The 25,164-nt window shown below is 62.6% G+C and carries 27 protein-coding genes and 1 riboswitch; of the genes, 8 read left to right on the top strand and 19 right to left on the bottom strand.

Translation table 11 applies throughout. The features are described 5' to 3' along the window. Window positions 1-73: 73 nt before the first annotated feature. Together HBO11_RS15680 and HBO11_RS15675 are read right to left on the bottom strand one after the other, a co-directional pair. Window positions 74-961 carry a formate/nitrite transporter family protein gene (locus tag HBO11_RS15680; protein WP_169953842.1) on the bottom strand — a complete coding sequence of 296 codons (888 nt, stop codon included), beginning with the start codon at window positions 959-961 and terminating at the stop codon, window positions 74-76. Window positions 962-1,048: 87 nt separating this feature from the next. Next, window positions 1,049-1,447: a hotdog domain-containing protein gene (locus tag HBO11_RS15675; protein ID WP_029297383.1), complete on the bottom strand. Its 399-nt coding sequence runs from the start codon at window positions 1,445-1,447 to the stop codon at window positions 1,049-1,051. A gap of 198 nt (window positions 1,448-1,645) precedes the next feature. After that, window positions 1,646-1,753: riboswitch (S-adenosyl-L-homocysteine riboswitch) on the top strand. A 21-nt stretch (window positions 1,754-1,774) separates the two neighbouring features. Here HBO11_RS15675 and ahcY point away from each other — a divergent pair. The 4 genes from ahcY to HBO11_RS15655 all read left to right on the top strand — a co-directional run bounded on the left by ahcY (window position 1,775) and on the right by HBO11_RS15655 (window position 7,237). Then, complete coding sequence (gene ahcY / locus HBO11_RS15670; RefSeq protein ID WP_169953606.1) at window positions 1,775-3,184, top strand: adenosylhomocysteinase; 1,410 nt, start codon at window positions 1,775-1,777, stop codon at window positions 3,182-3,184. Between the two features lie 169 nt (window positions 3,185-3,353). After that, on the top strand, window positions 3,354-4,199 hold the full coding sequence (gene metF, locus HBO11_RS15665) for a methylenetetrahydrofolate reductase [NAD(P)H] (RefSeq protein WP_029297387.1): 846 nt from the start codon (window positions 3,354-3,356) through the stop codon (window positions 4,197-4,199). A gap of 130 nt (window positions 4,200-4,329) precedes the next feature. Then, the gene (locus HBO11_RS15660; RefSeq protein WP_169953604.1) at window positions 4,330-5,133 is read left to right on the top strand and encodes a transporter substrate-binding domain-containing protein; all 804 of its coding nucleotides are present in this window, start codon (window positions 4,330-4,332) and stop codon (window positions 5,131-5,133) included. Window positions 5,134-5,356: 223 nt separating this feature from the next. After that, window positions 5,357-7,237, top strand: a complete 1,881-nt coding sequence (locus tag HBO11_RS15655; RefSeq protein WP_169953602.1) for a DEAD/DEAH box helicase — start codon at window positions 5,357-5,359, stop codon at window positions 7,235-7,237. A 226-nt stretch (window positions 7,238-7,463) separates the two neighbouring features. Here HBO11_RS15655 and HBO11_RS15650 read toward each other — a convergent pair whose 3' ends face one another. Both HBO11_RS15650 and HBO11_RS15645 read right to left on the bottom strand, forming a co-directional pair. Next, complete coding sequence (locus HBO11_RS15650) at window positions 7,464-8,042, bottom strand: YceI family protein (protein WP_169953600.1); 579 nt, start codon at window positions 8,040-8,042, stop codon at window positions 7,464-7,466. Between the two features lie 32 nt (window positions 8,043-8,074). Further along, window positions 8,075-8,626, bottom strand: a complete 552-nt coding sequence (locus HBO11_RS15645; protein WP_169953598.1) for a cytochrome b — start codon at window positions 8,624-8,626, stop codon at window positions 8,075-8,077. A gap of 274 nt (window positions 8,627-8,900) precedes the next feature. On the opposite strand from HBO11_RS15645, the gene HBO11_RS15640 reads away from it, so the two are divergent. Together HBO11_RS15640 and HBO11_RS15635 are read left to right on the top strand one after the other, a co-directional pair. Beyond that, window positions 8,901-10,307: an adenosylmethionine--8-amino-7-oxononanoate transaminase gene (locus HBO11_RS15640; protein ID WP_169953596.1), complete on the top strand. Its 1,407-nt coding sequence runs from the start codon at window positions 8,901-8,903 to the stop codon at window positions 10,305-10,307. Window positions 10,308-10,473: 166 nt separating this feature from the next. Then, window positions 10,474-11,193 (top strand): 16S rRNA (uracil(1498)-N(3))-methyltransferase, encoded by a 720-nt coding sequence (locus tag HBO11_RS15635; RefSeq protein ID WP_169953594.1) that lies wholly within the window; start codon window positions 10,474-10,476, stop codon window positions 11,191-11,193. A 120-nt stretch (window positions 11,194-11,313) separates the two neighbouring features. Here HBO11_RS15635 and HBO11_RS15630 read toward each other — a convergent pair whose 3' ends face one another. Genes HBO11_RS15630 through HBO11_RS15620 form a run of 3 tightly spaced genes read right to left on the bottom strand, consistent with a single transcriptional unit; the run spans window position 11,314 to window position 13,845 of the window. Further along, window positions 11,314-12,216: a transporter substrate-binding domain-containing protein gene (locus HBO11_RS15630; protein WP_169953592.1), complete on the bottom strand. Its 903-nt coding sequence runs from the start codon at window positions 12,214-12,216 to the stop codon at window positions 11,314-11,316. Window positions 12,217-12,240: 24 nt separating this feature from the next. Then, window positions 12,241-12,594, bottom strand: coding sequence for a RidA family protein (locus HBO11_RS15625; RefSeq protein ID WP_169953590.1), 354 nt, complete (start codon window positions 12,592-12,594; stop codon window positions 12,241-12,243). Between the two features lie 9 nt (window positions 12,595-12,603). Further along, window positions 12,604-13,845, bottom strand: coding sequence for a D-amino acid dehydrogenase (locus HBO11_RS15620; RefSeq protein ID WP_169953588.1), 1,242 nt, complete (start codon window positions 13,843-13,845; stop codon window positions 12,604-12,606). A 106-nt stretch (window positions 13,846-13,951) separates the two neighbouring features. On the opposite strand from HBO11_RS15620, the gene HBO11_RS15615 reads away from it, so the two are divergent. Next, window positions 13,952-14,854, top strand: coding sequence for a LysR substrate-binding domain-containing protein (locus tag HBO11_RS15615; RefSeq protein ID WP_169953586.1), 903 nt, complete (start codon window positions 13,952-13,954; stop codon window positions 14,852-14,854). Window positions 14,855-14,949: 95 nt separating this feature from the next. Here the strand turns inward: HBO11_RS15615 and HBO11_RS15610 are convergent, their stop codons facing one another. Further along, complete coding sequence (locus HBO11_RS15610; protein WP_057440355.1) at window positions 14,950-15,567, bottom strand: hemolysin III family protein; 618 nt, start codon at window positions 15,565-15,567, stop codon at window positions 14,950-14,952. A gap of 132 nt (window positions 15,568-15,699) precedes the next feature. On the opposite strand from HBO11_RS15610, the gene HBO11_RS15605 reads away from it, so the two are divergent. Then, window positions 15,700-16,614 carry a LysR substrate-binding domain-containing protein gene (locus HBO11_RS15605; RefSeq protein ID WP_169953584.1) on the top strand — a complete coding sequence of 305 codons (915 nt, stop codon included), beginning with the start codon at window positions 15,700-15,702 and terminating at the stop codon, window positions 16,612-16,614. 102 nt (window positions 16,615-16,716) lie between these two features. Here the strand turns inward: HBO11_RS15605 and madM are convergent, their stop codons facing one another. The 11 genes from madM to HBO11_RS15550 all read right to left on the bottom strand — a co-directional run bounded on the left by madM (window position 16,717) and on the right by HBO11_RS15550 (window position 25,083). After that, the gene (gene madM, locus HBO11_RS15600) at window positions 16,717-17,481 is read right to left on the bottom strand and encodes a malonate transporter subunit MadM (protein WP_169953582.1); all 765 of its coding nucleotides are present in this window, start codon (window positions 17,479-17,481) and stop codon (window positions 16,717-16,719) included. Between the two features lie 5 nt (window positions 17,482-17,486). Further along, window positions 17,487-17,879 carry a malonate transporter subunit MadL gene (gene madL / locus HBO11_RS15595; RefSeq protein WP_169953580.1) on the bottom strand — a complete coding sequence of 131 codons (393 nt, stop codon included), beginning with the start codon at window positions 17,877-17,879 and terminating at the stop codon, window positions 17,487-17,489. A 66-nt stretch (window positions 17,880-17,945) separates the two neighbouring features. Next, window positions 17,946-18,851 carry a malonate decarboxylase subunit epsilon gene (mdcH, locus tag HBO11_RS15590; protein ID WP_169953578.1) on the bottom strand — a complete coding sequence of 302 codons (906 nt, stop codon included), beginning with the start codon at window positions 18,849-18,851 and terminating at the stop codon, window positions 17,946-17,948. After that, a complete protein-coding gene (locus HBO11_RS15585) occupies window positions 18,848-19,444 on the bottom strand; it encodes a malonate decarboxylase holo-ACP synthase (RefSeq protein ID WP_169953576.1) in 597 nt (198 codons plus the stop codon). The genes mdcH and HBO11_RS15585 overlap by 4 nt, the downstream gene beginning before the upstream one ends. Beyond that, window positions 19,438-20,217 carry a biotin-independent malonate decarboxylase subunit gamma gene (mdcE, locus tag HBO11_RS15580; RefSeq protein ID WP_169953574.1) on the bottom strand — a complete coding sequence of 260 codons (780 nt, stop codon included), beginning with the start codon at window positions 20,215-20,217 and terminating at the stop codon, window positions 19,438-19,440. Before mdcE ends, HBO11_RS15585 begins: the two co-directional genes overlap by 7 nt. Further along, complete coding sequence (locus HBO11_RS15575) at window positions 20,214-21,056, bottom strand: biotin-independent malonate decarboxylase subunit beta (RefSeq protein WP_169953572.1); 843 nt, start codon at window positions 21,054-21,056, stop codon at window positions 20,214-20,216. Before HBO11_RS15575 ends, mdcE begins: the two co-directional genes overlap by 4 nt. After that, window positions 21,049-21,348 carry a malonate decarboxylase subunit delta gene (locus HBO11_RS15570; protein WP_057960874.1) on the bottom strand — a complete coding sequence of 100 codons (300 nt, stop codon included), beginning with the start codon at window positions 21,346-21,348 and terminating at the stop codon, window positions 21,049-21,051. The genes HBO11_RS15575 and HBO11_RS15570 overlap by 8 nt, the downstream gene beginning before the upstream one ends. Then, on the bottom strand, window positions 21,348-22,205 hold the full coding sequence (locus HBO11_RS15565; RefSeq protein WP_169953570.1) for a triphosphoribosyl-dephospho-CoA synthase: 858 nt from the start codon (window positions 22,203-22,205) through the stop codon (window positions 21,348-21,350). Before HBO11_RS15565 ends, HBO11_RS15570 begins: the two co-directional genes overlap by 1 nt. Continuing rightward, window positions 22,206-23,876, bottom strand: coding sequence for a malonate decarboxylase subunit alpha (gene mdcA / locus HBO11_RS15560; protein WP_115129199.1), 1,671 nt, complete (start codon window positions 23,874-23,876; stop codon window positions 22,206-22,208). Between the two features lie 99 nt (window positions 23,877-23,975). Then, the gene (locus tag HBO11_RS15555) at window positions 23,976-24,698 is read right to left on the bottom strand and encodes a hypothetical protein (protein ID WP_169953569.1); all 723 of its coding nucleotides are present in this window, start codon (window positions 24,696-24,698) and stop codon (window positions 23,976-23,978) included. A 121-nt stretch (window positions 24,699-24,819) separates the two neighbouring features. Further along, a complete protein-coding gene (locus HBO11_RS15550; protein WP_169953567.1) occupies window positions 24,820-25,083 on the bottom strand; it encodes a DUF6124 family protein in 264 nt (87 codons plus the stop codon). Window positions 25,084-25,164: the final 81 nt, after the last annotated feature.

The raw sequence follows: 25,164 nt of genomic DNA, 5'->3' as shown, positions 1-25,164 counted from the left end.
GGAACCTCCTGTAAGTGATTCGTGATGTGTCAGCACATACATATACCAAATACCGCGCTGGCACACACTGGCCTCACTGATCCTTGTCGATCCGCTGCGGATGCCTCGGGTCCGCCGCCTTTTTGCCCGGCAGGCTGCCTTCGCTGCGAATCTGCGCATGGCTGATCAACGCAAAGATAAAGCTGCCGCCGATGATATTGCCCGCCAGGGTCGGCCCGGCAAATACCAGCCAGAAGTCCTTCCACGGTAGCTCGCCGGCAAATACCAGGTAGGACACTTCCGCCGAACCGACGACGATGTGGGTGAAGTCGCCCAAGGCCATCAGGTAGGTGATCAGGATAATGATCCACATCTTGGCGCTTTCCATGGACGGGATCATCCACACCATGGTGGCGATCATCCAGCCGGAGACGATGCCCTTGGCGAACATCTGGCCCGTATCGTTTTCCATGATCTTGCGCCCGATTTCGAGGAAGGCCTGGTCGGTCTTGGTGTCGAAGATCGGCAGGTGCAGCATCACATAAGCCACCAGCAAGGTGCCGCAGAGGTTGCCCACCAGCACCACCGTCCACAGCCGCAACAGGCGCCCGGCATTGCCCAGGGTCGGCTTGCTCATCACCGGCAGCACGGCGGTCAGGGTGTTTTCGGTGAACAGTTGCTGGCGCGCGAGGATCACTGCAAGGAAGCCTGCGCAGTAGCCAAAGCTGGCAATCACCTTGAAGCCTTCGCCGTCGGGCAGGCGTGAGTTGAGCAGCCCCATGGCCATCAATGACAGGCCCATGGTCAGGCCGGCGGCCAGCGCCGACCACCACAGCGCCGCTACGCTGCGCTCCAGCTCCTGGTCGCCCTGGGTGCGGATGATTTCATGCAGCACCGCCGCCCGGGGTGGCTGGTTCTTGTCCACATCCTGCTGTTCTTCCTGCGACAGGTTGGGAGTCTTGCCGTCTTTTTGCGTGGCCATGGGCGTACCTGAACGTTGGGTGACGATGTTCAGGTACGACCTGCCAGTCATCACCAGCGTTCAATGGCCACTTGCTTATACGGAGGGTTACTCGCTGTCGTCCTGGAACTGGTCTTTGACGTACTTGATCTCGGTACGACCATGGGGTGCCGGCAGGCCGTCTTCGCCGAGGTTGACGAAGACCATTTTTTCTACGGTGAGGATGCTCTTGCGCGTGATCTTGTTGCGCACTTCACAGGTCAGGGTGATGGAGGTGCGGCCAAACTCGGTGGCGGTGATGCCCAGTTCGATGATGTCGCCCTGGCGCGAGGCGCTGACAAAATTGATCTCGGAAATGTACTTGGTCACCACGCGCTGGTTGCCCAGTTGAACGATGGCGTAGATCGCCGCTTCTTCGTCGATCCAGCGCAGCAGGCTGCCACCGAACAGGGTGCCGTTGGGGTTGAGGTCTTCGGGTTTTACCCATTTGCGGGTGTGGAAGTTCATGTTCACTCCAAAGCGTCTTGCGAAATGATGGCCAACATCATGGCAGAGCGCCGGCCCAAGCTCTATGAGCCATTGCCTATCAGTGTCATGAGCGATCTTCATGACCCCGACAGAAAGGCTTGGGAAGTCAGGCGCAGGCGGCTATAATCGCCACCGTTTCAAAACGGTCATCTGTGATTGATACCGTTCTCCCGCCACCTGTCCGAGGGGCGCTGCAGCAGGCCGTGGCCTGTCAGGCTCGGATGGGGCGTTGCCCAGCCGGGTTGTCCTGGCTGGATACTAAACGCACAACGGCGCCCATTCGCACACTACGAATGGAGGCTCTTCATGAGCGCTGTAATCACGCCTGCAGGTTTTACCGACTACAAAGTCGCCGATATGTCCCTCGCTGCCTGGGGCCGTCGCGAAACCTTTATCGCCGAATCCGAAATGCCTGCCCTGATGGGCCTGCGCCGCAAGTACGCCGCTGAGCAGCCGCTCAAGGGCGCGAAGATTCTCGGCTGCATCCACATGACCATCCAGACTGCCGTGCTGATCGAAACCCTGGTTGCCCTGGGTGCCGAAGTGCGCTGGTCGTCCTGCAACATCTTCTCGACCCAGGACCAGGCCGCTGCTGCCATCGCCGCTGCCGGCATCCCTGTCTTCGCCTGGAAAGGCGAGACCGAAGAAGAGTACGAGTGGTGCCTGGAGCAAACCATCCTGAAAGATGGCGCGCCTTGGGATGCCAACATGATCCTCGACGACGGCGGCGACCTGACCGAGCTGCTGCACAAGAAGTACCCGCAGATTCTCGACCGCGTCCACGGCGTGACCGAAGAGACCACCACCGGCGTACACCGCCTGCTGGACATGCTGGCCAAGGGCGAGCTGAAAATCCCGGCCATCAACGTCAACGACTCGGTGACCAAGAGCAAGAACGACAACAAGTACGGCTGCCGTCACAGCCTCAACGATGCGATCAAGCGCGGCACCGACCACCTGCTGTCGGGCAAGCAAGCCCTGGTGATCGGCTACGGTGACGTGGGCAAGGGTTCGTCCCAGTCCCTGCGCCAGGAAGGCATGATCGTCAAGGTCTCCGAAGTCGACCCGATCTGCGCCATGCAAGCCTGCATGGACGGTTTCGAAGTGGTCTCGCCGTTCATTGACGGCCAGAACGACGGCACCGAAGCCAGCATCGACAAGGCCCTGCTGGGCAAGATCGACCTGATCGTGACCACCACCGGTAACGTCAACGTCTGCGATGCGAACATGCTCAAGGCCCTGAAAAAGCGCGCCGTGGTGTGCAACATCGGGCACTTCGACAACGAAATCGACACCGCTTTCATGCGCAAGAACTGGGCATGGGAAGAGGTCAAGCCTCAGGTACACAAGGTTCACCGTACAGGCAGTGGTGATTTCGACCCACAGAACGATGACTACCTGATCCTGCTGGCCGAAGGCCGCCTGGTTAACCTGGGCAACGCCACTGGCCACCCAAGCCGCATCATGGATGGCTCGTTCGCCAACCAGGTACTGGCGCAGATCTTCCTGTTCGGCCAGAAGTACGCCGACCTGTCGCCAGCCCAGAAAGCCGAGCGCCTGACCGTGGAAGTACTGCCGAAGAAACTCGACGAAGAAGTGGCCCTGGAAATGGTCCGCGGCTTCGGCGGCGTCGTGACGCAACTGACCAAGACCCAGGCCGACTACATCGGAGTGACCGTCGAAGGCCCGTTCAAGCCGCACGCCTACCGCTACTAAGTAACCGGCTCTCTCCCTGCTGGAGCGGGCTTGTGTGGGAGCGGGCTTGCTCGCGAATGCGCAGTGTCAGTCGAAGCAGTAACGACTGGCACACCGCTTTCGCGAGCAAGCCCGCTCCCACATTGACGGTGTATGTCTTCCGGTTTTATGAGTTTTCAAGGGTATTACCATGTCCCAAGACCGTCGCTACAGCTTCGAGTTCTTCCCGACCAAGACCGATGCTGGGCATGAAAAGTTGATGGCGACTGCCAAGCAGTTGGCCAGCTACAACCCCGATTTCTTCTCCTGCACCTACGGCGCAGGCGGCTCGACCCGTGATCGTACGATCAACACCGTGCTGCAGCTGGAAAGCGAGGCCAAGGTGCCTGCCGCGCCGCACCTGTCGTGCGTGGGCGACAGCAAGGACGACCTGCGCGGCCTGCTGACCCAATACAAGGCCGCCGGCATCAAGCGTATCGTCGCCCTGCGCGGTGACCTGCCGTCCGGCATGGGCATGGCCAGCGGCGAGCTGCGCTACGCCAATGACCTGGTGAGCTTCATCCGTGAAGAAACCGGTGATCACTTCCATATCGAAGTGGCTGCTTATCCGGAAATGCACCCGCAAGCGCGCAACTTCGAAGACGATCTCAACAACTTCGTGCGCAAGGCCAATGCCGGCGCCAACAGTGCGATCACCCAGTACTTCTTCAACGCCGACAGCTACTTCTACTTCGTCGAGCGCGTGCAGGCCCTGGGCGTGAACATCCCGATCGTGCCGGGCATCATGCCGATCACCAACTACAGCAAGCTGGCGCGCTTCTCTGACGCCTGCGGTGCAGAAATCCCACGCTGGGTACGCAAGCAGCTGGAAGCCTACGGCGATGACGTCAAGAGCATCCAGGCCTTCGGCGAGCAGGTCATCAGTGAAATGTGCGAAACCTTGCTGCAAGGTGGCGCACCGGGGCTGCACTTCTACACCCTGAACCAGGCTGACCCGAGCCTGGCGATCTGGAACAACCTCAAGCTGCCACGCTGAGGCTGCCCCCTTTGTACCGCCGGCCAGGATTCCTTCCCGGCTCGGCGGCACAATAAAAGTTCAGGTTTGCCGCCTGAAGATCCCCGATCCAGAGCTTCTCTTTAACCTGAGACAGTCGTAACCTCAGGGTATGCCCGTCATTCTCCAGCTGTTGAGCGCTGTTCTTTTCACTTGCCTGAGCCTGACCGCCCACGGCGAGAAACTGCGCATTGTCACCGAGCCCTGGGCACCTTACGTCTACGAAGAAAACGGCCAGATGCGCGGGCTCGACTACGAGACTACCGTCATCGTGTTCCAGCGCCTGGGGATCGAGGTGCAGTGGCAGTTCCTGCCCTGGAAACGCTGCCTGGCCATGCTCGACCAAGGCCTGGCCGACGGCGCGCTGGATATTTTCCACAGCCACGAACGCGACGCGGCGCTGCTTTACCCCAGCGAACCGTTGTCCCAGGTTGAGTTTGTGATGTTCTACGCCAACCAGCGCCCGCATCCGTTCCAGACCCTGGATGAGCTCAAAGGGCTGACCATCGGCACCTCCCCCGGTTACCTGTATAGCGCCGGGTTCAGCGAATCCACGCTGTTTACCCGCGAACCGGCCCCCAGCCATGAGGCTAACTTCGGCAAATTGGCCCGTGGCCGGATCGATCTGGTGATCACCGACCGCCGGGTCGGCCAGCATGTGCTCAAGGAATTGGGCCTGGAGCACCAGGTCACCCAGGCGCCGCCGGTGATCAGCAGCCAGAAACAATTCCTCGCCGTACGCCGTGGCGCGGGCATGGACCTGCTGGTCCAGCGTTTTGGTGCCGAGCTCAAACGTTTCAAGCAAGAGCCCGCCTACGCGGCCCTGAGTGCCAAATATGCCGGCGCCGGGACCCAGATAGCCCCGTCGCCGCTGCTGGACGACACCGTTGAGCAGCAGGAAAGCAGCGCGCAGTGATTGCTCTGTTATACTCCGGCCTTTCCGCCAGGCTTACGCCCGGCCGCTGTGGTCGTATCACAGGCATCCAACCCCGCTACTGCGCAGCTTTGCAGCCCGCGCGAGCCATTGGAGTGCCTGCCAGCCCCAGCAGGACCGGACGGGGTTGCGTTCCTCTAAACGCCATTCGCGCCCGGCAAGATTATCCCTTTGGGCCAAGCCCTAACTACAAACAGGATTACTCATGTCCTTTGCTTCCCTCGGTCTCTCCGAGGCTTTAGTCCGCGCCATCGAGGCAGCGGGCTATACCGAGCCTACTCCGGTGCAACAGCGGGCTATTCCCGCCGTGTTGCAAGGTCGCGACCTGATGGTCGCGGCTCAGACAGGTACTGGTAAAACCGGCGGCTTCGCCCTCCCGATTCTGGAGCGGTTGTTCCCCAACGGTCACCCGGACAAATCCCAGCGTCACGGCCCGCGCCAACCCCGCGTACTGGTCCTGACCCCTACCCGCGAACTCGCCGCACAAGTGCATGACAGCTTCAAGCTGTACGCTCGCGACCTGAAGTTCGTCAGCGCCTGCATCTTCGGCGGCGTCGGCATGAACCCACAGGTTCAGGCCATGTCCCGCGGGGTTGACGTGCTGGTCGCCTGCCCTGGTCGTTTGCTCGACCTGTGCGGCCAAGGCAGCGTCGATCTGTCCCACGTGGAAATCCTCGTGCTGGACGAAGCCGACCGTATGCTCGACATGGGCTTTGTCCATGACGTGAAGAAAGTCCTCGCGCGCCTGCCGGCCAAGCGTCAGAACCTGCTGTTCTCGGCAACGTTCTCCAACGACATCACCGCCCTCGCCGGCAAGCTGCTGCACAACCCCGAGCGCATCGAGGTCACGCCGCCCAACACCACGGTCGAGCGTATCGAGCAACGGGTATTCCGCTTGCCGGCCAGCCACAAGCGCTCGCTGCTGGCCCACCTGATCACCGCTGGCGCCTGGGAACAGGTGCTGGTGTTCACCCGCACCAAGCACGGCGCCAACCGCCTGGCCGAGTACCTGGACAAGCACGGCCTCACCGCCGTCGCCATCCACGGCAACAAGAGCCAGAACGCGCGGACCAAGGCCCTGGCCGACTTCAAGGCCGGCTCCGTACGGATCCTGGTGGCCACCGATATCGCCGCCCGCGGCCTGGATATCGACCAACTGCCGCACGTGGTCAACTTCGAGCTGCCAAACGTCGATGAAGACTACGTGCACCGTATCGGCCGTACTGGCCGTGCCGGTCGTTCGGGCGAGGCCATTTCCCTGGTCGCCCCGGATGAAGAGAAACTGCTGAAAAGCATCGAGCGCATGACCAAGCAGAAAATCGCCGACGGCGACCTGATGGGCTTCGATGCCAGCACCGTGGAAGCCGAAAAACCGGAAGTGCGCGAGCGTCCGGATGTGCGTAACCCGCGCAACCCACGTGGTCCCAAGGGCGATGGCCCGAACGGCGGCGGTGGTGGCGGTGGTCGTCGCGACAAAGGCAAGGACAAGGGTGGCAAGGACAAGGCGCCTACCAACGGCCGTGGCGAACGCCCAGCCCGTGAGCAAAAGCCCCGTGAAGGCACCCCGGCCCGCGAACAGCGCCAGCCGAGCCAGCCGCCACGCGCCGCAGCCGACCGCGCACCGGACGAGTTCCTCGACGACGACGTGGATAACTTCGGCAACCGCGTCGACTACGTACCCCAGGCCAAGCCGGCCCAGGGCCGTGGTCGCCGCCCAGGTGCCCCGGCACCGGGCGCTGGTGCAGGTGCTCCGCGCACCGGCGGCCAGCCGCAGGGTCGCCAGAACGGTCCGCGCAGCAGCACCGGCGCCACCACCGGCACCCCACCGGCCAAGCGCAATGGTCCGCGCAACGGCGCTCCGCGTGACGGCCAGGCCCGTCGCGAAGAGTCGCGCAACCGCCGCCCTGCGCGTGATGAGCAGCCACGCGCCTCGGAACCTGCCGTGCAGAACCCGCGCAGCGGCACCACGCCGAAGATCATCCACAAGGAGTCGAAAAGCGATCGCTTCCCGACACCTGAGCAGTTGGATCAACTGCCAGGCCGCCCTCGTGGTGAAAAACCAGCGTTGCTGACCCGCAACCGCTGATTTTCAAAGCGCCATAAAAATGCCCCGAATCGAAAGATCCGGGGCATTTTTTTGGACTCGACATCGATCAACTGTGGGAGCTGGCTTGCCTGCGATGACGGAATTTCAGCCTGCATCGCAGGTGGCTGACCTGCCGCTATCGCAGGCAAGCCAGCTCCTACATTGACCGTATTCCAGGCTAAAAAAACCGGATCTCACGATCCCGTTTTTTATGCAGCCTGCGAATTTACTTCGCTTTGACACCTTCCAGCGAGATGTCCAGGTCCACGGTCTGGGAAGTCGGGCCTGGGCCTTTGATGCCGAAGTCATTCAGGTTCAGCGTAGTCTTGGCGTTGAAGCCAGCACGTTCGCCGCCCCACGGATCCTTGCCTTCACCGTTGAACGTGGCCTTGAAGGTCACAGGCTTGGTCACACCATGGAAGGTCAGGTCGCCGGTCACGTCAGCAGTTTTTTCGCCGGTTGGTTTAACTGCGGTCGAAACGAACTTGGCATCGGCGAACTTGCCAACGTCCAGGAAGTCCTTGCTGGCGATGTGCTTGTCACGTTCAGCGTGGTTGGACCACAGGCTGGCGGTTTTCACGTCGACGGCGATTTTGCTCGCTTCAGGCTTGGCGGCATCCCAGCTGAACGTACCATCCCAGTCCTTGAAGGTACCGTGGATGTAGCTGTAGCCCAGGTGGCTGATTTTCCAATCGATGAAGGCGTGCTGCCCTTCCTTGTCGATCTTGTAATCAGCAGCCATCACCTGACCAGCAGACAGCAGAGCAGAACCAATTGCCAGAGCGGCGAGAGTCTTTTTCAACATGCTTTCTATTCCTTGTGAGTCGAGGTTGAACATCAGGCTTTGCGCCCCAGCATACGAACCAGGGTCGCGTCACGATCAATGAAGTGGTGCTTCAACGCGGCCACGCCATGCAGGCCGGCAAACACCACCAGTACCCAGGCCAGGTACAAATGCACCAGCCCGGCTACGTCTGCCTGGTCCGGTAGACCGGAAACCACGGCAGGAATTTCAAACAGGCCAAACACCGGGATCCCGACACCGTCTGCGGTGGAAATCAGGTAGCCGGCAATCATCACGGCAAACAGCCCGAGATACAGGAACGCGTGGCCAAACGCCGCGCCGATCCGGGTCATGCGGCTATAGCTGGCCAGTGGCGGCGGTGGTGGGCTGAGCAGGCGCCAGACAATGCGCACCAACATCACCGCAAACAACGTAATACCAATGCTTTTGTGCAAGTCCGGTGCATCTTTGCGCCATAGGCTGTAGTAGTCGAGGCCGACCATCCACAGGCCCAGCGCGAACAGGCCAAACACCACCAGGGCCACACTCCAGTGGATAACAATGCTGACCCAGCCGTAGCGGGCCGATGTGTTTCGTAGTTGCATTCCCCAAATCCTGTAAGAGCCGTGTCCAAGACTAGCGTGTTACCTATCGATATAAAGCCGAAAATTTCGCTTTGAAATATCGATTTATCCGATGTTGAGCCTATGAACAGTAAATTAACTAGGGATTAAGGACTATTGAGCACAAACGTGACAGACCGTCCTGCATTTACTGCCAATTCACCGTTCATGGGTTGTGACACAGCCCACCATTGCATAGGCTTGCGCGATTGTTTTGCCTGCGCGGGTCACGGCAGCGCTTCGAGGAGACTAAAAGATGGGCTTGAACAACCAGTGGATGCAACGCGATCTTGCGGTGCTGTGGCATCCCTGCACCCAGATGAAAGACCACCAGCAACTGCCGCTGGTGCCGATCAAGCGCGGTGAAGGCGTATGGCTGGAAGACTTCGAAGGCAAGCGCTACCTCGATGCCGTCAGCTCGTGGTGGGTCAACGTATTCGGCCACGCCAACCCGCGTATCAACCAGCGCATCAAGGATCAGGTGGACCAACTGGAGCACGTGATCCTCGCCGGCTTCAGCCACCAGCCGGTGATCGAGCTGTCCGAGCGCCTGGTCAAGATCACCCCCGAAGGCCTGACCCGCTGCTTCTACGCCGACAATGGCTCGTCGTGCATCGAAGTCGCGCTGAAGATGAGCTTTCACTATTGGCTCAACCGCGGCCAGCCGAACAAAAAGCGCTTTGTCACCCTGACCAACAGCTACCACGGCGAAACCATCGCCGCGATGTCGGTCGGTGATGTGCCGCTGTTCACCGAGACCTACAAGGCGCTGCTGCTGGACACCATCAAGGTGCCAAGCCCGGACTGCTACCTGCGCCCCGCAGGCATGAGCTGGGAAGAACACTCGCGCACCATGTTCCAGGCCATGGAACAGACCCTGGCGGACAACCACGACAGCGTCGCCGCCGTGATCGTCGAACCACTGATCCAGGGCGCCGGTGGCATGCGCATGTACCACCCGGTGTACCTCAAGCTGCTGCGCGAAGCCTGCGACCGGTATGGCGTGCACCTGATCCACGATGAAATCGCCGTGGGCTTCGGCCGTACCGGCAGCATGTTTGCCTGTGAGCAGGCGGGCATCCGCCCGGATTTCCTGTGCCTGTCCAAGGCCCTGACCGGCGGCTACCTGCCCCTGGCCGCCGTGGTCACCACCGAAGATGTGTACAGCGCCTTCTACGACGACTATCCGACCCTGCGCGCCTTCCTGCACTCCCACAGCTACACCGGCAACCCGCTGGCCTGTGCGGCAGCCCTGGCGACCCTGGATATCTTCGAAGAAGACAACGTCATCGAGAACAACAAGGCCCTGGCCCAGCGCATGGCCACCGCCACCGCGCACCTGGTAGACCACCCCCATGTCTCGGAAGTGCGCCAGACCGGCATGGTGCTGGCCATCGAGATGGTGCAGGACAAGGCTACCAAGACCGCCTACCCCTGGCAGGAACGGCGCGGCCTGAAAGTGTTCGAGCATGCCCTGGAACGCGGCGCGCTGCTGCGCCCGCTAGGCAGCGTGGTGTATTTCCTGCCGCCGTATGTGATTACCCCGGAGCAGATCGACTTCCTCGCCGAAGTGGCCACTGAAGGCATTGATATCGCCACCAACAGCAAAGTCAGCGTGGCCGTGCCCAAGGACTTCCACCCAGGCTTTCGCGACCCCGGCTAACCCTCAGCCCCCTGTAGGAGCCGGCTTGCCGGCGAAAAACGTGAGAGCGCCGCGTTCATCCAGGCCCCCTCGTTATCGTTGACCTCCATCGCCGGCACGCCGGCTCCTACAGTACGCCGTCGCTCCCGCTGCATAGCAACACACACATTATTTGCAGAGAACAGAAATGAGACTGTCGCGTTTTTTCACCGATACCCCGCTAAGCCTTGGCGACCACGAATTGCCCGAAGCCCAGGCGCACTACATCAGCCGCGTGCTGCGCATGAACGAAGGCGATGCCGTGCAACTGTTCGACGGCTCTGGCCAGGAATTTCGCGGCAGCCTGCTGGAAGTCGGGAAAAAACGCGTGACGGTGCAACTGACCGAAGCCTTCGCCGGCCAGGTCGAGTCGCCACTGCACATTCATCTGGGCCAGGGCCTGTCCCGTGGCGAGCGCATGGACTGGGCCATCCAGAAAGCCACCGAGCTTGGGGTCAATGCCATCACGCCGATCTTCAGCGAGCGCTGCGAAGTGCGCCTCAAGGACGAACGTGCCGACAAACGCCTGCTGCACTGGCGCCAGGTCGCAATCAGCGCCTGTGAGCAATGCGGCCGCTCTACGGTGCCGGTGATTCACCCACCGCTGTTGCTGGCCGATTGGTTGAAACAGGCCGAGGCAGATTTGAAGCTGGTGCTGCACCCGGTGGCCGAGCCGCTGGTGAGCCATGCCAAGCCATCGAGCCTGGCGTTTTTGATCGGGCCGGAGGGTGGCTTGACCGATGGTGAAGTCCAGACCGCGCAAGGCGTTGGCTTCCACGCCGCACGGCTGGGGCCGCGGGTGTTGCGCACCGAGACGGCGCCCGTAGTTGCGCTGGCCGTCGCACAACAGCTATGGGGCGACTTCTAACCCCACGTTGCAAACCCAATCAAACTGTAGGAGCTGGCTTGCCTGCGATGGCGGCATCAAGGCCTGCGCAAGACTTGCGGGCCTCATCGCCGGCAAGCCGACTCCTACAGGCCGGGTGTTTTATTCCACCGGATCACTCACCGGCTTGGCAATGATCGCCTTCAGCTCGCTGGTCATGGGGAACTCCAGGTTCAAGCCCTTCGGCGGGATCGGCTGTTCAAACCAGCGCTGGTAGATCCCGTTGATTTCCCCCGAGCTGTACAGCTCGCCCAACGTTTCGTTGACCACCGCCAGAAACTGCGGGTCGTCCTTACGCACCATGCAGCTGTAGATTTCCCGCGACTGCTCCTCGCCCACCACCACCCACTTGTGCGGGTCCTTGGCCTTGGCGCGCTCGCCGTAGAGCAACGCATCGTCCATGTAGAACGCCACGGCCCGGCCCGATTGCAACATCTGGAACGCCTCGCCGTGATCCTTGGCGCTGATCACCGACATATCCAGCTTGTGCTCGTGGTTGTAGCTCTTGAGGAACCGCTCGTTGGTGGTGCCGGCAGTGGTCACCACGTTCTTGCCGCGCAGGTCGGCGAAGCGCTGGATACCGCTGTCGTTGGCGGTGAGCAACTGGCCCTTGACGTAGATAAAGCCGTAGGAAAACGCCACCTGCTTCTGCCGCTCGGCCGTCACCCCGGTGGAGCCGCACTCCAGGTCGACGGTGCCGTTGATCACCAACGGAATACGGGTCTGGGAGGTGACCAGGTTGTACTTCACGTTGAGCTGGGGCACGCCGATCTTCTGTTGGATGCGCTCGACAATCTTGCTCGCCAGGTCCACCGAGTAACCCATGGGTTTGCCGGTGTGGTCGCCGACATAGGAAAACGGCACCGACGCATCGCGATAGCCCAGGGTGATGCTCTTGGCATTCGCGACCTTGGCCAGGGTGCCCACCAGCGGCGCTTCATTGGCCTGGGCCTGGGCCGCCAGTAACAGCCCGAGGGCCGTGCCGATCAACGTGATTTTTTGCATTGTTATTCTCCGTTGGTTTTCTTGTTATGGGCGGCGTACAGCGATGACGCTGATTTCCACCAGCACACTGGGGCGTGCCAGTTCCGCCTGCAGGGTGGTACGGGTCGGTGCCTGGCCGGGCGTGAGCCAGGCGCACCAGACATCATTCATCGGCGCAAAACCCTCCTGAATGTTTTTCAGGTAGATAGTCGCGTTGAGCAGATGATCCTTGTCGCTGCCGGCTTCGGCCAGCAGCGCATCAATCTTGGCCAGCACCTCGTGGGTCTGGGTACTGACGTCCTGGCCGTCGCCCGGAACCTGGCCGGAAAGGAAGACCAGGTCCTGGAAAGTCACGGCGCCCGACAAGCGACTATTGCTGTTGATCCGGGTGATGGTCATTGCGCTGTCCTATGCGGCGCGGGGCGCGAGGCCCTGCATATCAATGGAAGGAGTGTGCTGGCCGATCAGTTCGGCCAACACCTGGCCGCTGCCGCAGGCCAGGGTGAAACCCAGGGCGCCGTGGCCGAGGTTGAGCCACAGGTTGCGGTACACGCTGGCGCCAATCAGCGGCACGCCGCTGGGGGTGGCCGGGCGCATGCCGGCCCATTCGATGGCCTGGCTGTAATCGCCGGCCAAGGGGAACGTCTCACTGGCCTGGCGCTTGATCAGGGCCAGGCGCTTGGGCTCAAGGCCCTTATCGAAGCCGACGATATCGACCATCGCCGCCACCCGCAGTTGTTCGCCGATCCGCGCGTAAACGATCTTGCGGTCATAGTCGGTGATGCTGATGTTCGGCGCGGCGTGCTGCGCGCCAATCGGCACGCTAAGGCTGTAGCCCTTGAGCGGATACAGCGGCAATGCGATGCCCGGCAAGGCCAACTCGGGGCTGCGTACTCCCGCCGCCAGCACCAGGTGCTGCACCGGCATCACCTCGTCACCTAACTCAATCGCCTGCACGGTGCCGTTGGCATGGCGGATGCCCGTGACCTTGCGCCCCAGCACAAACCGGCAACGACCCGACGCTTGCAGGCGCGCCGCCAACTGCTGGCAGAAGCCATGACAATCCGCCACTTCTTCATTAGGCGTGTAGATGCCCCCGACAAAATCCCTGGCCCCCAGGGTCGGCTCCAGCCGCGTGCAATCGGCCGCCGACAGCACTTGCTGTTGCAGGCAATCGAGCACCTTGTTGCGAGCGTGCTCGAAGGTGTGATGGCTGCGAAATGTCACCAGCTTGCCGTTACGTTTCCAGTCGAAGCCGTCCAGCCCGTCTTCTTCGCGCCATTGCTGCAAGGTGCCCTGGCTCAGAGTGGCCAGGCGCAGCAAGTGCCCGGCGTTGCGTTTGTTGACCGAAGCCCGGCAGGCACCAAGGAATGAGGCCATCCAACGCCATTGCGCCGGGTCCAGGCGCGGGCGCAGCTTTAACGGCGAGTCACCGCGCAGCAGCCAGCCAATGGCTTGCAACGGCACGCCTTTGTCCGCCAGCGGCGCAACGTAGCGATAGGACAACTGGCCGCCATTGGCAAAGCTGGTCTCGCTGCCCAGGCTGTCGCGGGCTTCGACCACCGTCACGTCCATGCCGGCGCGCACCAGGGCATAGGCGCTCGCCAGACCGATGACCCCACCGCCAATGATGCAAACCTGCTCAGCCATATCGATTCCCAAGCGTTGTAATGAGCGTCCAAGGGTAGGGGCAGGTGACAGGCGCCGGACAATGAATAAAGATGGGCCACCTATAAACAAAGGTTATGGACTCGTCATGCGCTTGCGTCATATCGAAATCTTCCAGGCCATCCGCCAGACCGGCTCGGTCAGTGCCGCCGCGCAGTTGCTGCATGTCTCGCAACCGGCGGTGACCAAGGTGCTGCAACATGCCGAGCTGCAACTGGGCTTCCCGCTGTTCCTGCGCATACGCGGCAAGCTGCAGCCCACCCCGGAAGCCCTGGCCCTGGAGCGCGAAGTCGATAAGGTCAGCGAAAGCCTGCAAGGCGTGCGGCGCTTGGCGCAGAACCTGCGGCGCGCACCCGGCCAAAGCTTGCGCATTGGCGCCACGCCGGCCCTGGCCTTGTCACTGCTGCCGCCGGCGATTGGCGAGTGGACCCAACGCTACCCGGACATCGCCTGCGAACTGTCCAGCGCCCACAGCCGCGAGCTGGTGCAAAACCTGTTGATGCGCGAGATGGATGTGGCGCTGACCCTCAAGTCCCCGGACCATCCGGGGCTCAAGGCACAGGCATTGGCCCACGGCGTATTGGTGGCCCTGGCGCCACGGGGTTTCTGGCCGGCGGCGGAACTGGGCAAACCCCTGCCCTTGATGGCCCTGGCGGGCACGCCGTTGATTGGCCTGTCGAGTGCCGACCCGCTGTCGGCGCGGCTCGACAGCTATCTGGAAGCGGTCGAACCACCGCCGCGCGTGCGGATCTCGGTGCAGACCTACTCCCTGGCCCGGGCCATGGTGGAGTCCGGCGCCGGCCTGGCGGTGATCGACCCCTTCACCGCGCTGGGCGCATCCACCGACAGCACCTGCATCCGCCCCCTGGCCCCACCGCTGCCCATCACCCTGTATGCCCTGACCCGCGCCGACGAGCCACCGCCGCATATGTTGGCGAGCCTGCTGGAGATCTTTGGCAGCCGTGCCCAGGAGCAGCTAGACCGCCTCTAAACCTGTAGGAGCCGGCTTGCCGGCGATGAGGCCATCAAGTCTTGCGCCAACCTTGCTGACGCCATCGCCGGCAAGCCGGCTCCTACAGAGGTGCGTCAGAGCACGTAGCGCATGATCGCCACAAAATGCAGCAGGCTGCCGCCAATCACAAACAGATGCCAGATCCCGTGGGAGTGCCTTAAACGGTGTTCCAGGGCAAAGAAGATAATCCCCACCGTGTACAACACCCCACCCGACGCCAGCCAGATAAACCCGTCCATGCCCAGCGCGGCAATCAACGGCTTGACCGCCACCAACACAATCCAGCCCATCACCGCGTAAATCACAATCGACAAAATGCGCGCCTCGGAACGCGGCTTGATCTCCTGCAAGATCCCGATCACCGCCAGCCCCCAGACAATCCCGAACAGCGTCCAGCCCCACGGCCCGTGCAGGGTCACCAGGCAAAACGGGGTGTAGCTGCCGGCAATCAGCAGATAGATCGAAAAGTGATCGACCTTCTGCATGATCGCTTTCTTGCGCCCGCGCACGCTGTGATACACCGTCGAGGCGCTATACAGCACCAGCAAGGTAAAACCGTAGATCGCCACGCTGACGATCTTCCACGGGCTGCCGTCCATGCTCGCCACCACCAGCATCCACACCGCGCCGATAAAGGCTGCCACGGCGCCGAGCAAATGGCTCCAGGCGTTGAATCGTTCTCCGTGATACATGTGTTGCCAACCTCCAAAACTGCTGCATCTACCCCATAAGGCTCAGGCCTGACAGGCGAGAGTGCAAGACCGTTATGACGGTTGCGGCGCTTTAAGGGCACAATCGAACGCATTCGAATAAGAGTCATCGCCATGCTGATCGACGAAGAATTTACCCTCAAGAAACTGGAAATCTTCCTGGCCTTCATGCGCACCGGCAACCTGGCCCGTGCCGCCGCCGAGTTGCAGACCAGCAATGTCAGCGTGCACCGGGCCATCCACTCCCTGGAAAACGCCCTGCGCTGCCCGCTGTTCAAGCACGAAGGGCGCAACCTCACCCCCCTGGAAAGCGCCTACGTCCTCGAAGAACGCGCGCAGAAGCTGGTACAGGATGTGGTCGACAGCGTGCGCCTGACCCGCGAAGCCGCCGGTTTCTCCGCCGAGCGTTTCAAGCTCGGCGCTCTGTATTCGCTGACGGTCAAGACCGTGCCGCAACTGATCATGGGCCTGAAAATCAGGCGTAGCGAGCTCAATATCGACCTGATCCTGGGCTCCAACGTCGACCTGATGTACAAGCTCAAGAACATGGAAGTCGACGCGATCCTGATCTCCCTCGACGACCAGGCCGTCGAGCCGGACTGCGCGCAGATCCAGCTGTTTTGCGACGATATCTTCCTCGCCACCCCCGCCGACTCGCCCCTGGACCGCGAACAGGAAATCGACCTGGCCCAGGTGCGCGATGCCACCTTCATCACCCTGACCCAAGGCTTCGCCACCCACCAGGACGGCGCACGGGTGTTCAAGCAGGCAGGCTTCGAGCCGAAGGTGGCGATGCAGGTCAACGATATCTTTACCCTGCTGAGCATGGTCAGCTCGGGCGTTGGTTATGCGCTGCTGCCGGGAAGGATCGCGGCGGTGTATGAGAACCGGGTCAAGCTGATCCCGCTGCAACCACGCTACCGGTTGCAGCAGCACATTGGCGTGGTGTTCTTGAAGGCCAAGGAGCGCGATCCGAACTTGCTGGCGTTGTTGGCGGAGTGTCGGATGTATGCCAATCGGCAACGTTGAACACTGCCCCTGTAGGAGCCGGCTTGCCGGCGATGAGGCCATTCGCCTTGCGACACATCCAAGGCAGCCATCGCCGGCAAGCCGGATCCTACAAAGGGTCGATCAGCCCACCAACCCGCGCATGATCAAAAACAACAACGAAGGTCCCAACAAACACCCCAGCGCCGTATAAAACGCCGCCGTCAGGCAGCCATAAGGCACCAGCTTCGGATCAGTCGCCGCCAACCCACCGGCCACGCCGCTGGAGGTGCCCATCAGCCCGCCGAAGATCACCGCACTGCGCGGGCTGTTCAGGCCAATCAGCGGGGCGACGAACGGGGTCATCACCATCACCAGAATGGCCTTGATCAACCCCGCCGCGATGGACAGCGCCATCACCTCGGAACTGGCGCCAATCGCCGCCCCGGTCACCGGCCCGACGATGTAGGTCACGGCCCCGGCGCCGATGGTGGTCAGGCTCACCGCATCGGTATAACCAAACGCCATGGCCACTCCGACGCCTGCGATAAACGACGAACCAACGCCGACAAACAACGCCAGCACCCCCACATATCCAGCACGCTTGAGCTCATCGACGCTCACCCCAAACGCGGTGGCCACGATGGCAAAGTCCCGCAGCATCGCCCCGCCCAGCAGGCCGATGCCCGACAGCAACGGGATATCCACCACGCCCTTGGCCCCGCCGGTAAACGCACCACCCACATAGGACAGCACCAGCCCCAGCAGGATCGCGATGGCCGAACCATGCAGGCGGCCTTTGGTGAAGGTGTCGCTGATCCAGTAGGACACCCACATGGTCAGGCCGATCACCGCAAAACCGCTGATCAGGCCGTAGCCGGTGATGACTTTCATCAAGGATTCGTACATGGCGCTCACCCTGCCGACTTGGGAGTGACAACCGCTTCCGGCTCACGCTTGCCGATGCGCACCAGCACCGGCACCAGGGCAAATGCCACCACCACCGCGCTGGTGCCGGCGAGGATCGCCATCGGGCCGCCACTGATCGCGCCATACACGTTTTGCTGGGCCGCCATGGCCACCACAATGGGAATGTACACCGCCGCCCAGAAGCTCACGCCCTGCTCGGATTTGCCGGTAAACAGGCCACGCTTGGCGAGGTAACTGCCCAGGCCGATCAGCAGCAACATCGCGATCCCCACCCCGCCGACGTTGGCCGGGATGCCCATCCATTTGCCCAATAGCTCGCCGACGAACAGGCCCGCCAGGGTACACAGGGCCAGAAACGCCACACCGTAAATAATCATGCTGGTAGTCCTCTTGATGCTTGATCGAAATTGTTGTTTTTGTGCTTCGAAAGCCAAGCTCACGCTTTATCGGTGGTGGCGGCCCTCCTGTTCCAGCAAGGCCTGCAAGGTGTCCAGGCGCGCACCTTCGAAGGCAATCACGGTGCCTTGCTCAAACACCCGCCGCGCAAGGCCGGTGAGGACTGTGCCCGGAGGCAGCTCGATGTGCAGGCGCACGCCGCGCTCATAGGCGCTTTGCACGGTGCCGCGCCAATCGACGAGGCGGCACATGTTGAACGCCAGGTCGTCGCGCAACTGCGCAGGATCGCGAATCGGCCGCGCCCGGCTGCTGCTCAGGTAAGTAATGGCCGGCGCCTTGAGCGCGACCTTGGCAAACGCTTCAGCGAGGGCCTGGGCCGGTTGCTCCAGCAGGGCGCAATGGGACGGCACGCTGACGGCCAGGCGCTTGGCCACGCCCTGGCCTTTGACGCGGTTGGCCACCCGTTGCATGGCGGCATCGCTGCCGGCGATCACGCACTGGTTATCGGCATTGATATTGGCCAGGTACACCGGGGTTTGCGCGCTGTGGACCTCGGCGAGCACGCTTTCGACGGTGGATAACTCCAGGCCGATCAGTGCGGTCATGCCATAGCCCTGTGGATAAGCGTGCTGCATCAGTTCACCGCGCAGGCTGACCAGCCGCAGCGCATCGGCAAACGCCAGGGCCCCGGCGATCACTGCCGCCGGATAAGCGCCGATGGACAGGCCCGCCACATAATCCGGTGTGTGTTGCAACTCACGGGCATGGGCCACGCCGGCGATCAGCAGGCACAGTTGCACGGCGCGGGTGCTGGCCAGGGCCTGCGCCGAATCGAGCTGGCGCACCTCTTGTCCCAAGGTATCGCTGGCTTCATCGAGGACGTTGGCAGGCAATTGCTGGAGCATGCCCGGGCGTTGGGCACCCTGCCCCGGAAACACCAGGAGGCTGCTCATGCCACGGCCTGCCAAGGGTCGATCACCAGATGCGCACCGCTGGCGTTTTTCAGCAGCACCCGCAGCGATGGGCCGGCCCATTCGCGCAAGGCCACCGCGCCATAAGGGGTTTGCAATTGCAGGTCCACGGCACACGGTGCGGTGTCCAGAATCGCCAGCAGCGCCTCGGCATCGCCACGATCAAGCCGCTCAGGCGCGCGCAGCAGCAAATCCAGATCGCTCTGGGCATGCAGTGCCTCAATGCCCGTGGCCAACTCGAAACCCGCGCTGCCCGTCACACCCCAAACCTCTTGCGCCAGCACCGGCCGCAGTTGATCGAGGGCGCGCAACGCCGGTAAATCCCGCGGCGAGATCACCCCGCACAGGGCCTCGGGTGTCACTCGTCGTTGCACAGCCGCCACGGGCATCACGGCCGCAAAGCGCTGCTCACGCACACGTCCACGCACACCCACCGCCACATAGCCCGGTTCGGCCAGCGCCCGGCGCACCACCACTGGCTGCCCCGCCCCGATCACCGCCAGTACCCAGGCCGGTGCGTCAGCGGGCAAGTGCGCCGGGGCCATGCCCCAGAGCAAGTCGTGGGCGTTCACCATTGTTCCCGCAACAGCTGGCGTACATGGCTAGACGCGGCACGATTGACGGCGCCCAGGCGCCCGAGTAAATCGCGCACGCCGCTGTTCTGCACATCCTTGATCGCCTGCACCAGGCAATCCCTGACCCGCGCCAGGTCGTCGGCGGTCGGTTGTTCGATCTGGCTGACCGTGAGGGTTTCCCAGAGCAAGCCGAGGCTGGCATAGCTGTCGATGTCATAGGCCATGGGCGGCACGCTGGCGGCCAGGGCTTCGAGTTCTTCGACGCTACGCAAGGTGACCCGCGCCGCCGAGGCCTTGCCCATGGCGTGCACCATCACCCCAGGGTCGCGCAGGGCAATCAGGCGGTTGGCCTGGTAGCCATGGGCGAGAAACGCCCCGGACATGGCCTTGCCCACCAGCAACCCGATCACCGGATGCCCGGCCAAACGGGCGCGGGCATAACTGTCCGCCGCCGCCGCCAGGGCCTGATGAATGCCCAGGGCTTCTTCGCGACGGCCATAGGCCTGGCTCGGCACGTCGACAATAGCCACAATCGCGCGTTGATCAGCGCGAGCGATGGCTTCATCCACCGCCTTGGCCAGGCCCCAGCCTTCCAGCAACCCAACCTCACCTTGGCGGGCGCGGGGGAAGCGGTTGGCAGCATCGGGCACCACCGCGATAAACCGCACGGCCTGCTCGCCGAGCACGCCATCAGCAACTTTCAACGAAGCCGGCAAACCCGCCACCGGCGCCGCATCCGCGCGCAATGCGTTGAACCAGTGCAAGCCTCTCATGAGCGTTCTCCCTGATACAGGTCACGAACCGTGGCCGGCTCGATCTGCGGTTCGGCGTCCAGCGCAGCCAGGCGCGCCAGGTAATAGTCGGCCTGGCGGCTGCGTTGCGAGGCCGGCAAACCTTGCTGCAACAGTTCGCTGATCTGCTGGCGGATCTGCGCCACATCGTCCGCCACATAACGGTCGGCCAGGCCGCTGTTGAAGCGCTGCTCGCCGCCGGTCAGGCTCCAGATGAAGGGCCGGTCACGGGAGTCGTATTCTTCAAGGCCGGCTTCCTGTTCGATCACTTGCGGGCCGTTCAAGCCCAGGCGCGCTTCACGGGTCACCACCAGGTAGCTGCACAGGCCCGCGGCAATGGACATGCCGCCAAAACAGCCAACGCTGCCGGCCACTACGCCGATCACCGGTTGGTACTGGCGCAGGTCGACAATCGCCGCGTGGATATCGGCAATCGCCGCCAGCCCGAGGTTGGCCTCCTGCAGGCGCACGCCGCCGGTTTCCAGCAACAGCACCGCACGCGTCGGGATGCCGTTGCGGTTGTCCTCGGCGGCCAGCTCCAGGGCACCGGCGATTTTTGCGCCACCCACTTCACCGAGGCTGCCGCCCTGGAAATTACCTTCGATGGCGGCGATCACCAGTGGCAGGCCATCGAGGGTGCCCTTGGCAATCACCACCCCGTCGTCAGCCTGCGGCACCACGCCCTGGCGGCTCAACCACGGCGACATCACGCGCTGGAACGGGTCAATCAATTCACGGTAGCTGCCGGCATCGAGCAAGGCCTTGGCCCGCTGGCGGGCGCCGAGTTCGACGAAGCTGTGCCGGTTGAGTAAATCAGTCATGGCCAAGCTCCTCGAAACCTTGCTCCAGGCGCAAACGCACTACGCCGGGGGTGGCGCCAAAATCGTGGATCTGAATGTTCAATGCCGGGGGGGTCTGCTCCTGGAAAATCCGCTGGAACAGGTGCTGCCAACGCTGCTCGGCGCCGTTGACCGAGGTTTGCACCTGGATGCTCAAGGTGCCCGCCGTGCCCGGTTCCAGCAGCACTTCAAGGTCGCCGGAACCGACGCAGCCCACCAGCGCGCGGCCTTTGGGCGGCTGACCGGCGGGGAATTCAAAGGATAGGGTTTCCATCAAAACGCTCCGTCGCAAGACTCGATGCGGTCGATAAACAGGCAGGCGGCCAACAGGTCGGCGGCGCCACCGGGGGAGGCATTCAGGGCCAGCAGTTGCTGGTCCAGCTCATTGAGGCGACGCCGCCCGGCCAGGCTCGCGCTGCCGCCCGCATCCAGCACGGCCTGGGCGCCCCGTTGCATTGCCTGCAAGCCATCGGTGCCGGCGCGGTAGAGCACGCAGGTGTCGGCCAGTTGGGTCATGATCGCCAGCAGCGCATCGAGGCGCGCGTTCTGCTCGCCGTGTTGTTGCAAACGGCTTGCGTGCAGTTGCGGCAGGCCCCGTTGCAGCACTGCGGGGAAGCCCAGTTGCGCTTCTTCGCGGGCGCCACGTACGCCATAGCGCTGCGCGACTTGCGCGCCATGGCTCAGCGGTTGCGGTGCAAAACGGTCATGGAGCAGGGCCAGGCGCGCAGCCCTTAAAGTCAGCGCATTGGCCGTGCGCGAGGCAGGTGCCAGCGCGGCGGCGGCCACCAGCAGGCCAAGGGCCCAGATCGCGCCACGGTGGGTATTCACGCCCTGGGTGGTGGCGAGCATCGCCTGTTCGCCTTCGCGGCCGATCCGGCCGAGGGCTTCGCGCAGCGGCAGGCCGATCTCGCCCAGGGCAATCGCCGCTTCGGCCATTTCCTTGAAGGCCGGCCACAAGGACAGCGCCGACGCGTGCATCAGGCCCAGGTGCAAATCGTGATGGGCGCCATTGCCGCGCCGATCCACCAGCGCCGGCTTGGGCGACAGGTCCGCTTCGTCGATCAGTGCATCGACCGCCAGGTCCGCCAGTTGCTCGGCCAGGGTCAGTGTGTGCAATTTGAGTGCGTGCATTTACCAGCTCCTGAACTTGGCGGGCGGGTTGTACAGGCCACCGGACCAGTCCACCAGGTCGGCCACGCTTTTGGCCGCCAGCAGTTCGCGGGTGGCGTCGGTGCGGCGGATGCCGAGGTCTTCGGGCAAGGCGATCAGGCCTTCGCGGCGCATGCGCGCGGTGTCCTTGGGGTTGTGGCGCAGGCCGATGGCGGTCACCCCGGCGACCGCCGCGATCATCGCCTGGCGCTCTTCCAGGGAGCGCGCCTTGTACAGGTAGGCGATGCCTTCTTCGGTGAGCAAGTGGGTCACGTCGTCGCCGTAAATCATGATCGGCGCCAGGGGCATGCCGCTTTTGCGCGCCACTTCCACTGCGTCGAGGGTGTCGACGAAGGTCGGTTTGCCGCCCTCCTGGAAGGTCTCGACCATCTGCACCACCAGCTTTTTGCCGCGCTCCAGCAAGGCTTCGGGGGCATCGTCGTGGCGCATATCGAGCCAGGCCGGGGTGCCGTGGCGGCGCCCGCGTGGGTCGTGGCCCATGTTCGGCGCCCCGCCAAACCCGGCGAGCCGGCCTCGGGTCACGGTGGACGAATGGCCGTCACCATCCACCTGCAAAGTGGCGCCGATAAACAGGTCCACCGCGTATTGCCCCGCCAGTTGGCAGAACATCCGGTTGGAGCGCAACGAGCCGTCGCGACCGGTGAAGAACACATCCGGGCGCGCGGCGATGTAGTTTTCCATGCCCAGTTCGGTGCCAAAGCAATGCACGCTTTCAACCCAGCCGCTTTCGATGGCGGGGATCAACGTGGGGTGCGGGTTGAGGGTCCAGTTGCGGCAGATCTTGCCTTTAAGGCCCAGGGACTCACCGTAGGTCGGCAGGATCAGTTCAATCGCGGCGGTATTGAAACCAATGCCATGGTTCAGCGACTGCACGTTGTGTTTTTCGTAGATGCCACGGATCGCCATCATCGCCATCAGCACATGCACCGGCTTGATATGCCGGGGGTCGCGGGTGAACAGCGGTTCGATATAGAAGGGCTTGTCGGCCACCACCACGAAATCCACCCAACTGGCCGGGATGTCCACGCGGGGCAAGTCGCTGACGTCGTCCACCAATTGGTTGACCTGCACGATGACGATGCCATCGCTGAACGCCGCCGGCTCGATCAGCGCCGGGGTGTCTTCGGTGCTGGGGCCGGTGTAGATATTGCCGGCGCGGTCGGCCATGAAGCCTGCGGACAGCACCACGTTGGGGATCAGGTCTACGACCAGTCGCGCATAGAGTTCGATGTAGGTGTGGATCGCGCCGACTTCCAGCAGGCCGTCTTCAAGCAGCTGGCTGATGCGCAGGGATTGGGTGCCGGCAAACGAGAAATCGAGCTTGCGGGCGATGCCCTTTTCAAACAGGTCCAGGTGCTCGGAGCGCCCGACGCTGGGCATGATCATGTGCAAATCGTGGAGCACGGCCGGGTCGGCCTTGGCCAGGGAGCGCGAGAGAAAGTCGGCCTGCTTCTGGTTATTGCCTTCCAGCACCACGCGGTCGCCGGGCAGGATCAGGGCTTGCAGGGCCTCGACGATCCTGTCGCTGGGCAGCACCGCCCCGTCGGCAAACGCCTGGACCAGCCCGAGCCGCCGCTGCTTCTCGTCGCGGCGCCGCGTCCAGCGCGAGTCGGGGGTTATTGTTGTTGTCATGATCGCTCCACGGGTTCGCTGTCGTGGGGCTCACCATAGGAGTGAATCGGGGGGGTATCAATCAAGCTCGGCGGTGGATTGTTACGGTTGGAGTAATGGTCAGGAGCGCCGCCATTCCATGCGCTGGCGCCACACCGTCCAACCCAAGCCAATGCCCGCCACGCCATGAAACCCCAGCACCGCCGCCAGGCTCCAGCTCACCAGCCCCCAAATCGCCTGCACGTACACGGGCAGCAGAAACAGCAACAGCCCAAACAACACGGCCACGCCCCATTGCTCCCACTTCATCAACCGACGCAGATAGGAGACGATCGCACAGCCTGAAGCCGCGCCCAGGAAAGCCAGCAACAGGCCGGTAACTTCATGCCCCGACACCACGGGCCAATCCAGGCGCCACAAGGGCAGGCAGAAAACAGTCAGCACCAGTGAACACATCAGGATAAACACGAACAGGTATTCAAAGACCGCCAGGCCCCAGCTACGAATGCTGGTGCGGGTCTGTTCAATCTCGGCCTTGCTCGGCCTTTTCGAAATGGCCACCCCAAGCAAGCACGAGCCCAAACCGCCGAGGCTCATGACCACCAGGTTGATCACAACACCCTTGATTTCTTTGCCTGTGGCGTTGAGCACGAGGGTTTCCAGGTACCCCAAGATAAACACCGCGCCCACCACCGAAATCCCGAAGCCAGCGAGCTTGCCGCGCCGTGTCGGAAAACTCATCGTCGCGCTGGCAGTGAACACCAACACCAGGAACCACAACAGCAAAGCACCGGTAAACGGGGTGAAGTTGTACAGCCAGGCAAATACGTCAAATAGCCACATTGTGTTGTTGCTTCCACCGAAAGACTCGTCGGGTTATCGGCGGGTTTACGTGGGGCTTTACCCGAGCAGGCATCAGTCCCAAAAAGGGAACGAACGGTCCCTTTCTGGGACTGATCAAGTTTTACGCAGCGGCCGCAGGCGATAGTTGCTCCAGCGCACGCTCGACCAGCAGTTGGCCCAGTTCGGTCATTTGTTGGATGGCCAGGAGCACGCCGCGCTGGGCGCCGTTCAGCTCAAAGGCCAGGCCGCAGGCCAGGGCGCAGGCCAGGGCGTTGAGGGAGGCGAGGGTTTCGCTGGCGTTGACCAGCAGGGTTTCGGTGTTCTGGTGTGGGTTGACGGTGAAGATACTGGATGAGGTAGGCGGGTTGGGGGTGGGTTTGATCATGGTGAACATCTCCGATATGTGAAGGAGACTGACACCGCTTGCTTGCACGCAAATCGGGTGGCAGCTGTGCGCAGGTGTGCA

It is taken from the genome of Pseudomonas sp. WS 5010 (assembly GCF_012985565.1).
GTDB lineage: Bacteria > Pseudomonadota > Gammaproteobacteria > Pseudomonadales > Pseudomonadaceae > Aquipseudomonas.
This window is presented reverse-complemented; position numbering and strand designations above follow the sequence as displayed.

Excerpts from the sequence above, each read along its gene's own strand:
- HBO11_RS15680 (WP_169953842.1), bottom strand. The coding sequence starts at position 961 with ATGGCCACGCAAAAAGACGGCAAGACTCCCAACCTGTCGCAGGAAGAA.
- HBO11_RS15675 (WP_029297383.1), bottom strand. The coding sequence starts at position 1,447 with ATGAACTTCCACACCCGCAAATGGGTAAAACCCGAAGACCTCAACCCC.
- ahcY (WP_169953606.1), top strand. The coding sequence starts at position 1,775 with ATGAGCGCTGTAATCACGCCTGCAGGTTTTACCGACTACAAAGTCGCC.
- metF (WP_029297387.1), top strand. The coding sequence starts at position 3,354 with ATGTCCCAAGACCGTCGCTACAGCTTCGAGTTCTTCCCGACCAAGACC.
- HBO11_RS15660 (WP_169953604.1), top strand. The coding sequence starts at position 4,330 with ATGCCCGTCATTCTCCAGCTGTTGAGCGCTGTTCTTTTCACTTGCCTG.
- HBO11_RS15655 (WP_169953602.1), top strand. The coding sequence starts at position 5,357 with ATGTCCTTTGCTTCCCTCGGTCTCTCCGAGGCTTTAGTCCGCGCCATC.
- HBO11_RS15650 (WP_169953600.1), bottom strand. The coding sequence starts at position 8,042 with ATGTTGAAAAAGACTCTCGCCGCTCTGGCAATTGGTTCTGCTCTGCTG.
- HBO11_RS15645 (WP_169953598.1), bottom strand. The coding sequence starts at position 8,626 with ATGCAACTACGAAACACATCGGCCCGCTACGGCTGGGTCAGCATTGTT.
- HBO11_RS15640 (WP_169953596.1), top strand. The coding sequence starts at position 8,901 with ATGGGCTTGAACAACCAGTGGATGCAACGCGATCTTGCGGTGCTGTGG.
- HBO11_RS15635 (WP_169953594.1), top strand. The coding sequence starts at position 10,474 with ATGAGACTGTCGCGTTTTTTCACCGATACCCCGCTAAGCCTTGGCGAC.
- HBO11_RS15630 (WP_169953592.1), bottom strand. The coding sequence starts at position 12,216 with ATGCAAAAAATCACGTTGATCGGCACGGCCCTCGGGCTGTTACTGGCG.
- HBO11_RS15625 (WP_169953590.1), bottom strand. The coding sequence starts at position 12,594 with ATGACCATCACCCGGATCAACAGCAATAGTCGCTTGTCGGGCGCCGTG.
- HBO11_RS15620 (WP_169953588.1), bottom strand. The coding sequence starts at position 13,845 with ATGGCTGAGCAGGTTTGCATCATTGGCGGTGGGGTCATCGGTCTGGCG.
- HBO11_RS15615 (WP_169953586.1), top strand. The coding sequence starts at position 13,952 with ATGCGCTTGCGTCATATCGAAATCTTCCAGGCCATCCGCCAGACCGGC.
- HBO11_RS15610 (WP_057440355.1), bottom strand. The coding sequence starts at position 15,567 with ATGTATCACGGAGAACGATTCAACGCCTGGAGCCATTTGCTCGGCGCC.
- HBO11_RS15605 (WP_169953584.1), top strand. The coding sequence starts at position 15,700 with ATGCTGATCGACGAAGAATTTACCCTCAAGAAACTGGAAATCTTCCTG.
- madM (WP_169953582.1), bottom strand. The coding sequence starts at position 17,481 with ATGTACGAATCCTTGATGAAAGTCATCACCGGCTACGGCCTGATCAGC.
- madL (WP_169953580.1), bottom strand. The coding sequence starts at position 17,879 with ATGATTATTTACGGTGTGGCGTTTCTGGCCCTGTGTACCCTGGCGGGC.
- mdcH (WP_169953578.1), bottom strand. The coding sequence starts at position 18,851 with ATGAGCAGCCTCCTGGTGTTTCCGGGGCAGGGTGCCCAACGCCCGGGC.
- HBO11_RS15585 (WP_169953576.1), bottom strand. The coding sequence starts at position 19,444 with ATGGTGAACGCCCACGACTTGCTCTGGGGCATGGCCCCGGCGCACTTG.
- mdcE (WP_169953574.1), bottom strand. The coding sequence starts at position 20,217 with ATGAGAGGCTTGCACTGGTTCAACGCATTGCGCGCGGATGCGGCGCCG.
- HBO11_RS15575 (WP_169953572.1), bottom strand. The coding sequence starts at position 21,056 with ATGACTGATTTACTCAACCGGCACAGCTTCGTCGAACTCGGCGCCCGC.
- HBO11_RS15570 (WP_057960874.1), bottom strand. The coding sequence starts at position 21,348 with ATGGAAACCCTATCCTTTGAATTCCCCGCCGGTCAGCCGCCCAAAGGC.
- HBO11_RS15565 (WP_169953570.1), bottom strand. The coding sequence starts at position 22,205 with ATGCACGCACTCAAATTGCACACACTGACCCTGGCCGAGCAACTGGCG.
- mdcA (WP_115129199.1), bottom strand. The coding sequence starts at position 23,876 with ATGACAACAACAATAACCCCCGACTCGCGCTGGACGCGGCGCCGCGAC.
- HBO11_RS15555 (WP_169953569.1), bottom strand. The coding sequence starts at position 24,698 with ATGTGGCTATTTGACGTATTTGCCTGGCTGTACAACTTCACCCCGTTT.
- HBO11_RS15550 (WP_169953567.1), bottom strand. The coding sequence starts at position 25,083 with ATGATCAAACCCACCCCCAACCCGCCTACCTCATCCAGTATCTTCACC.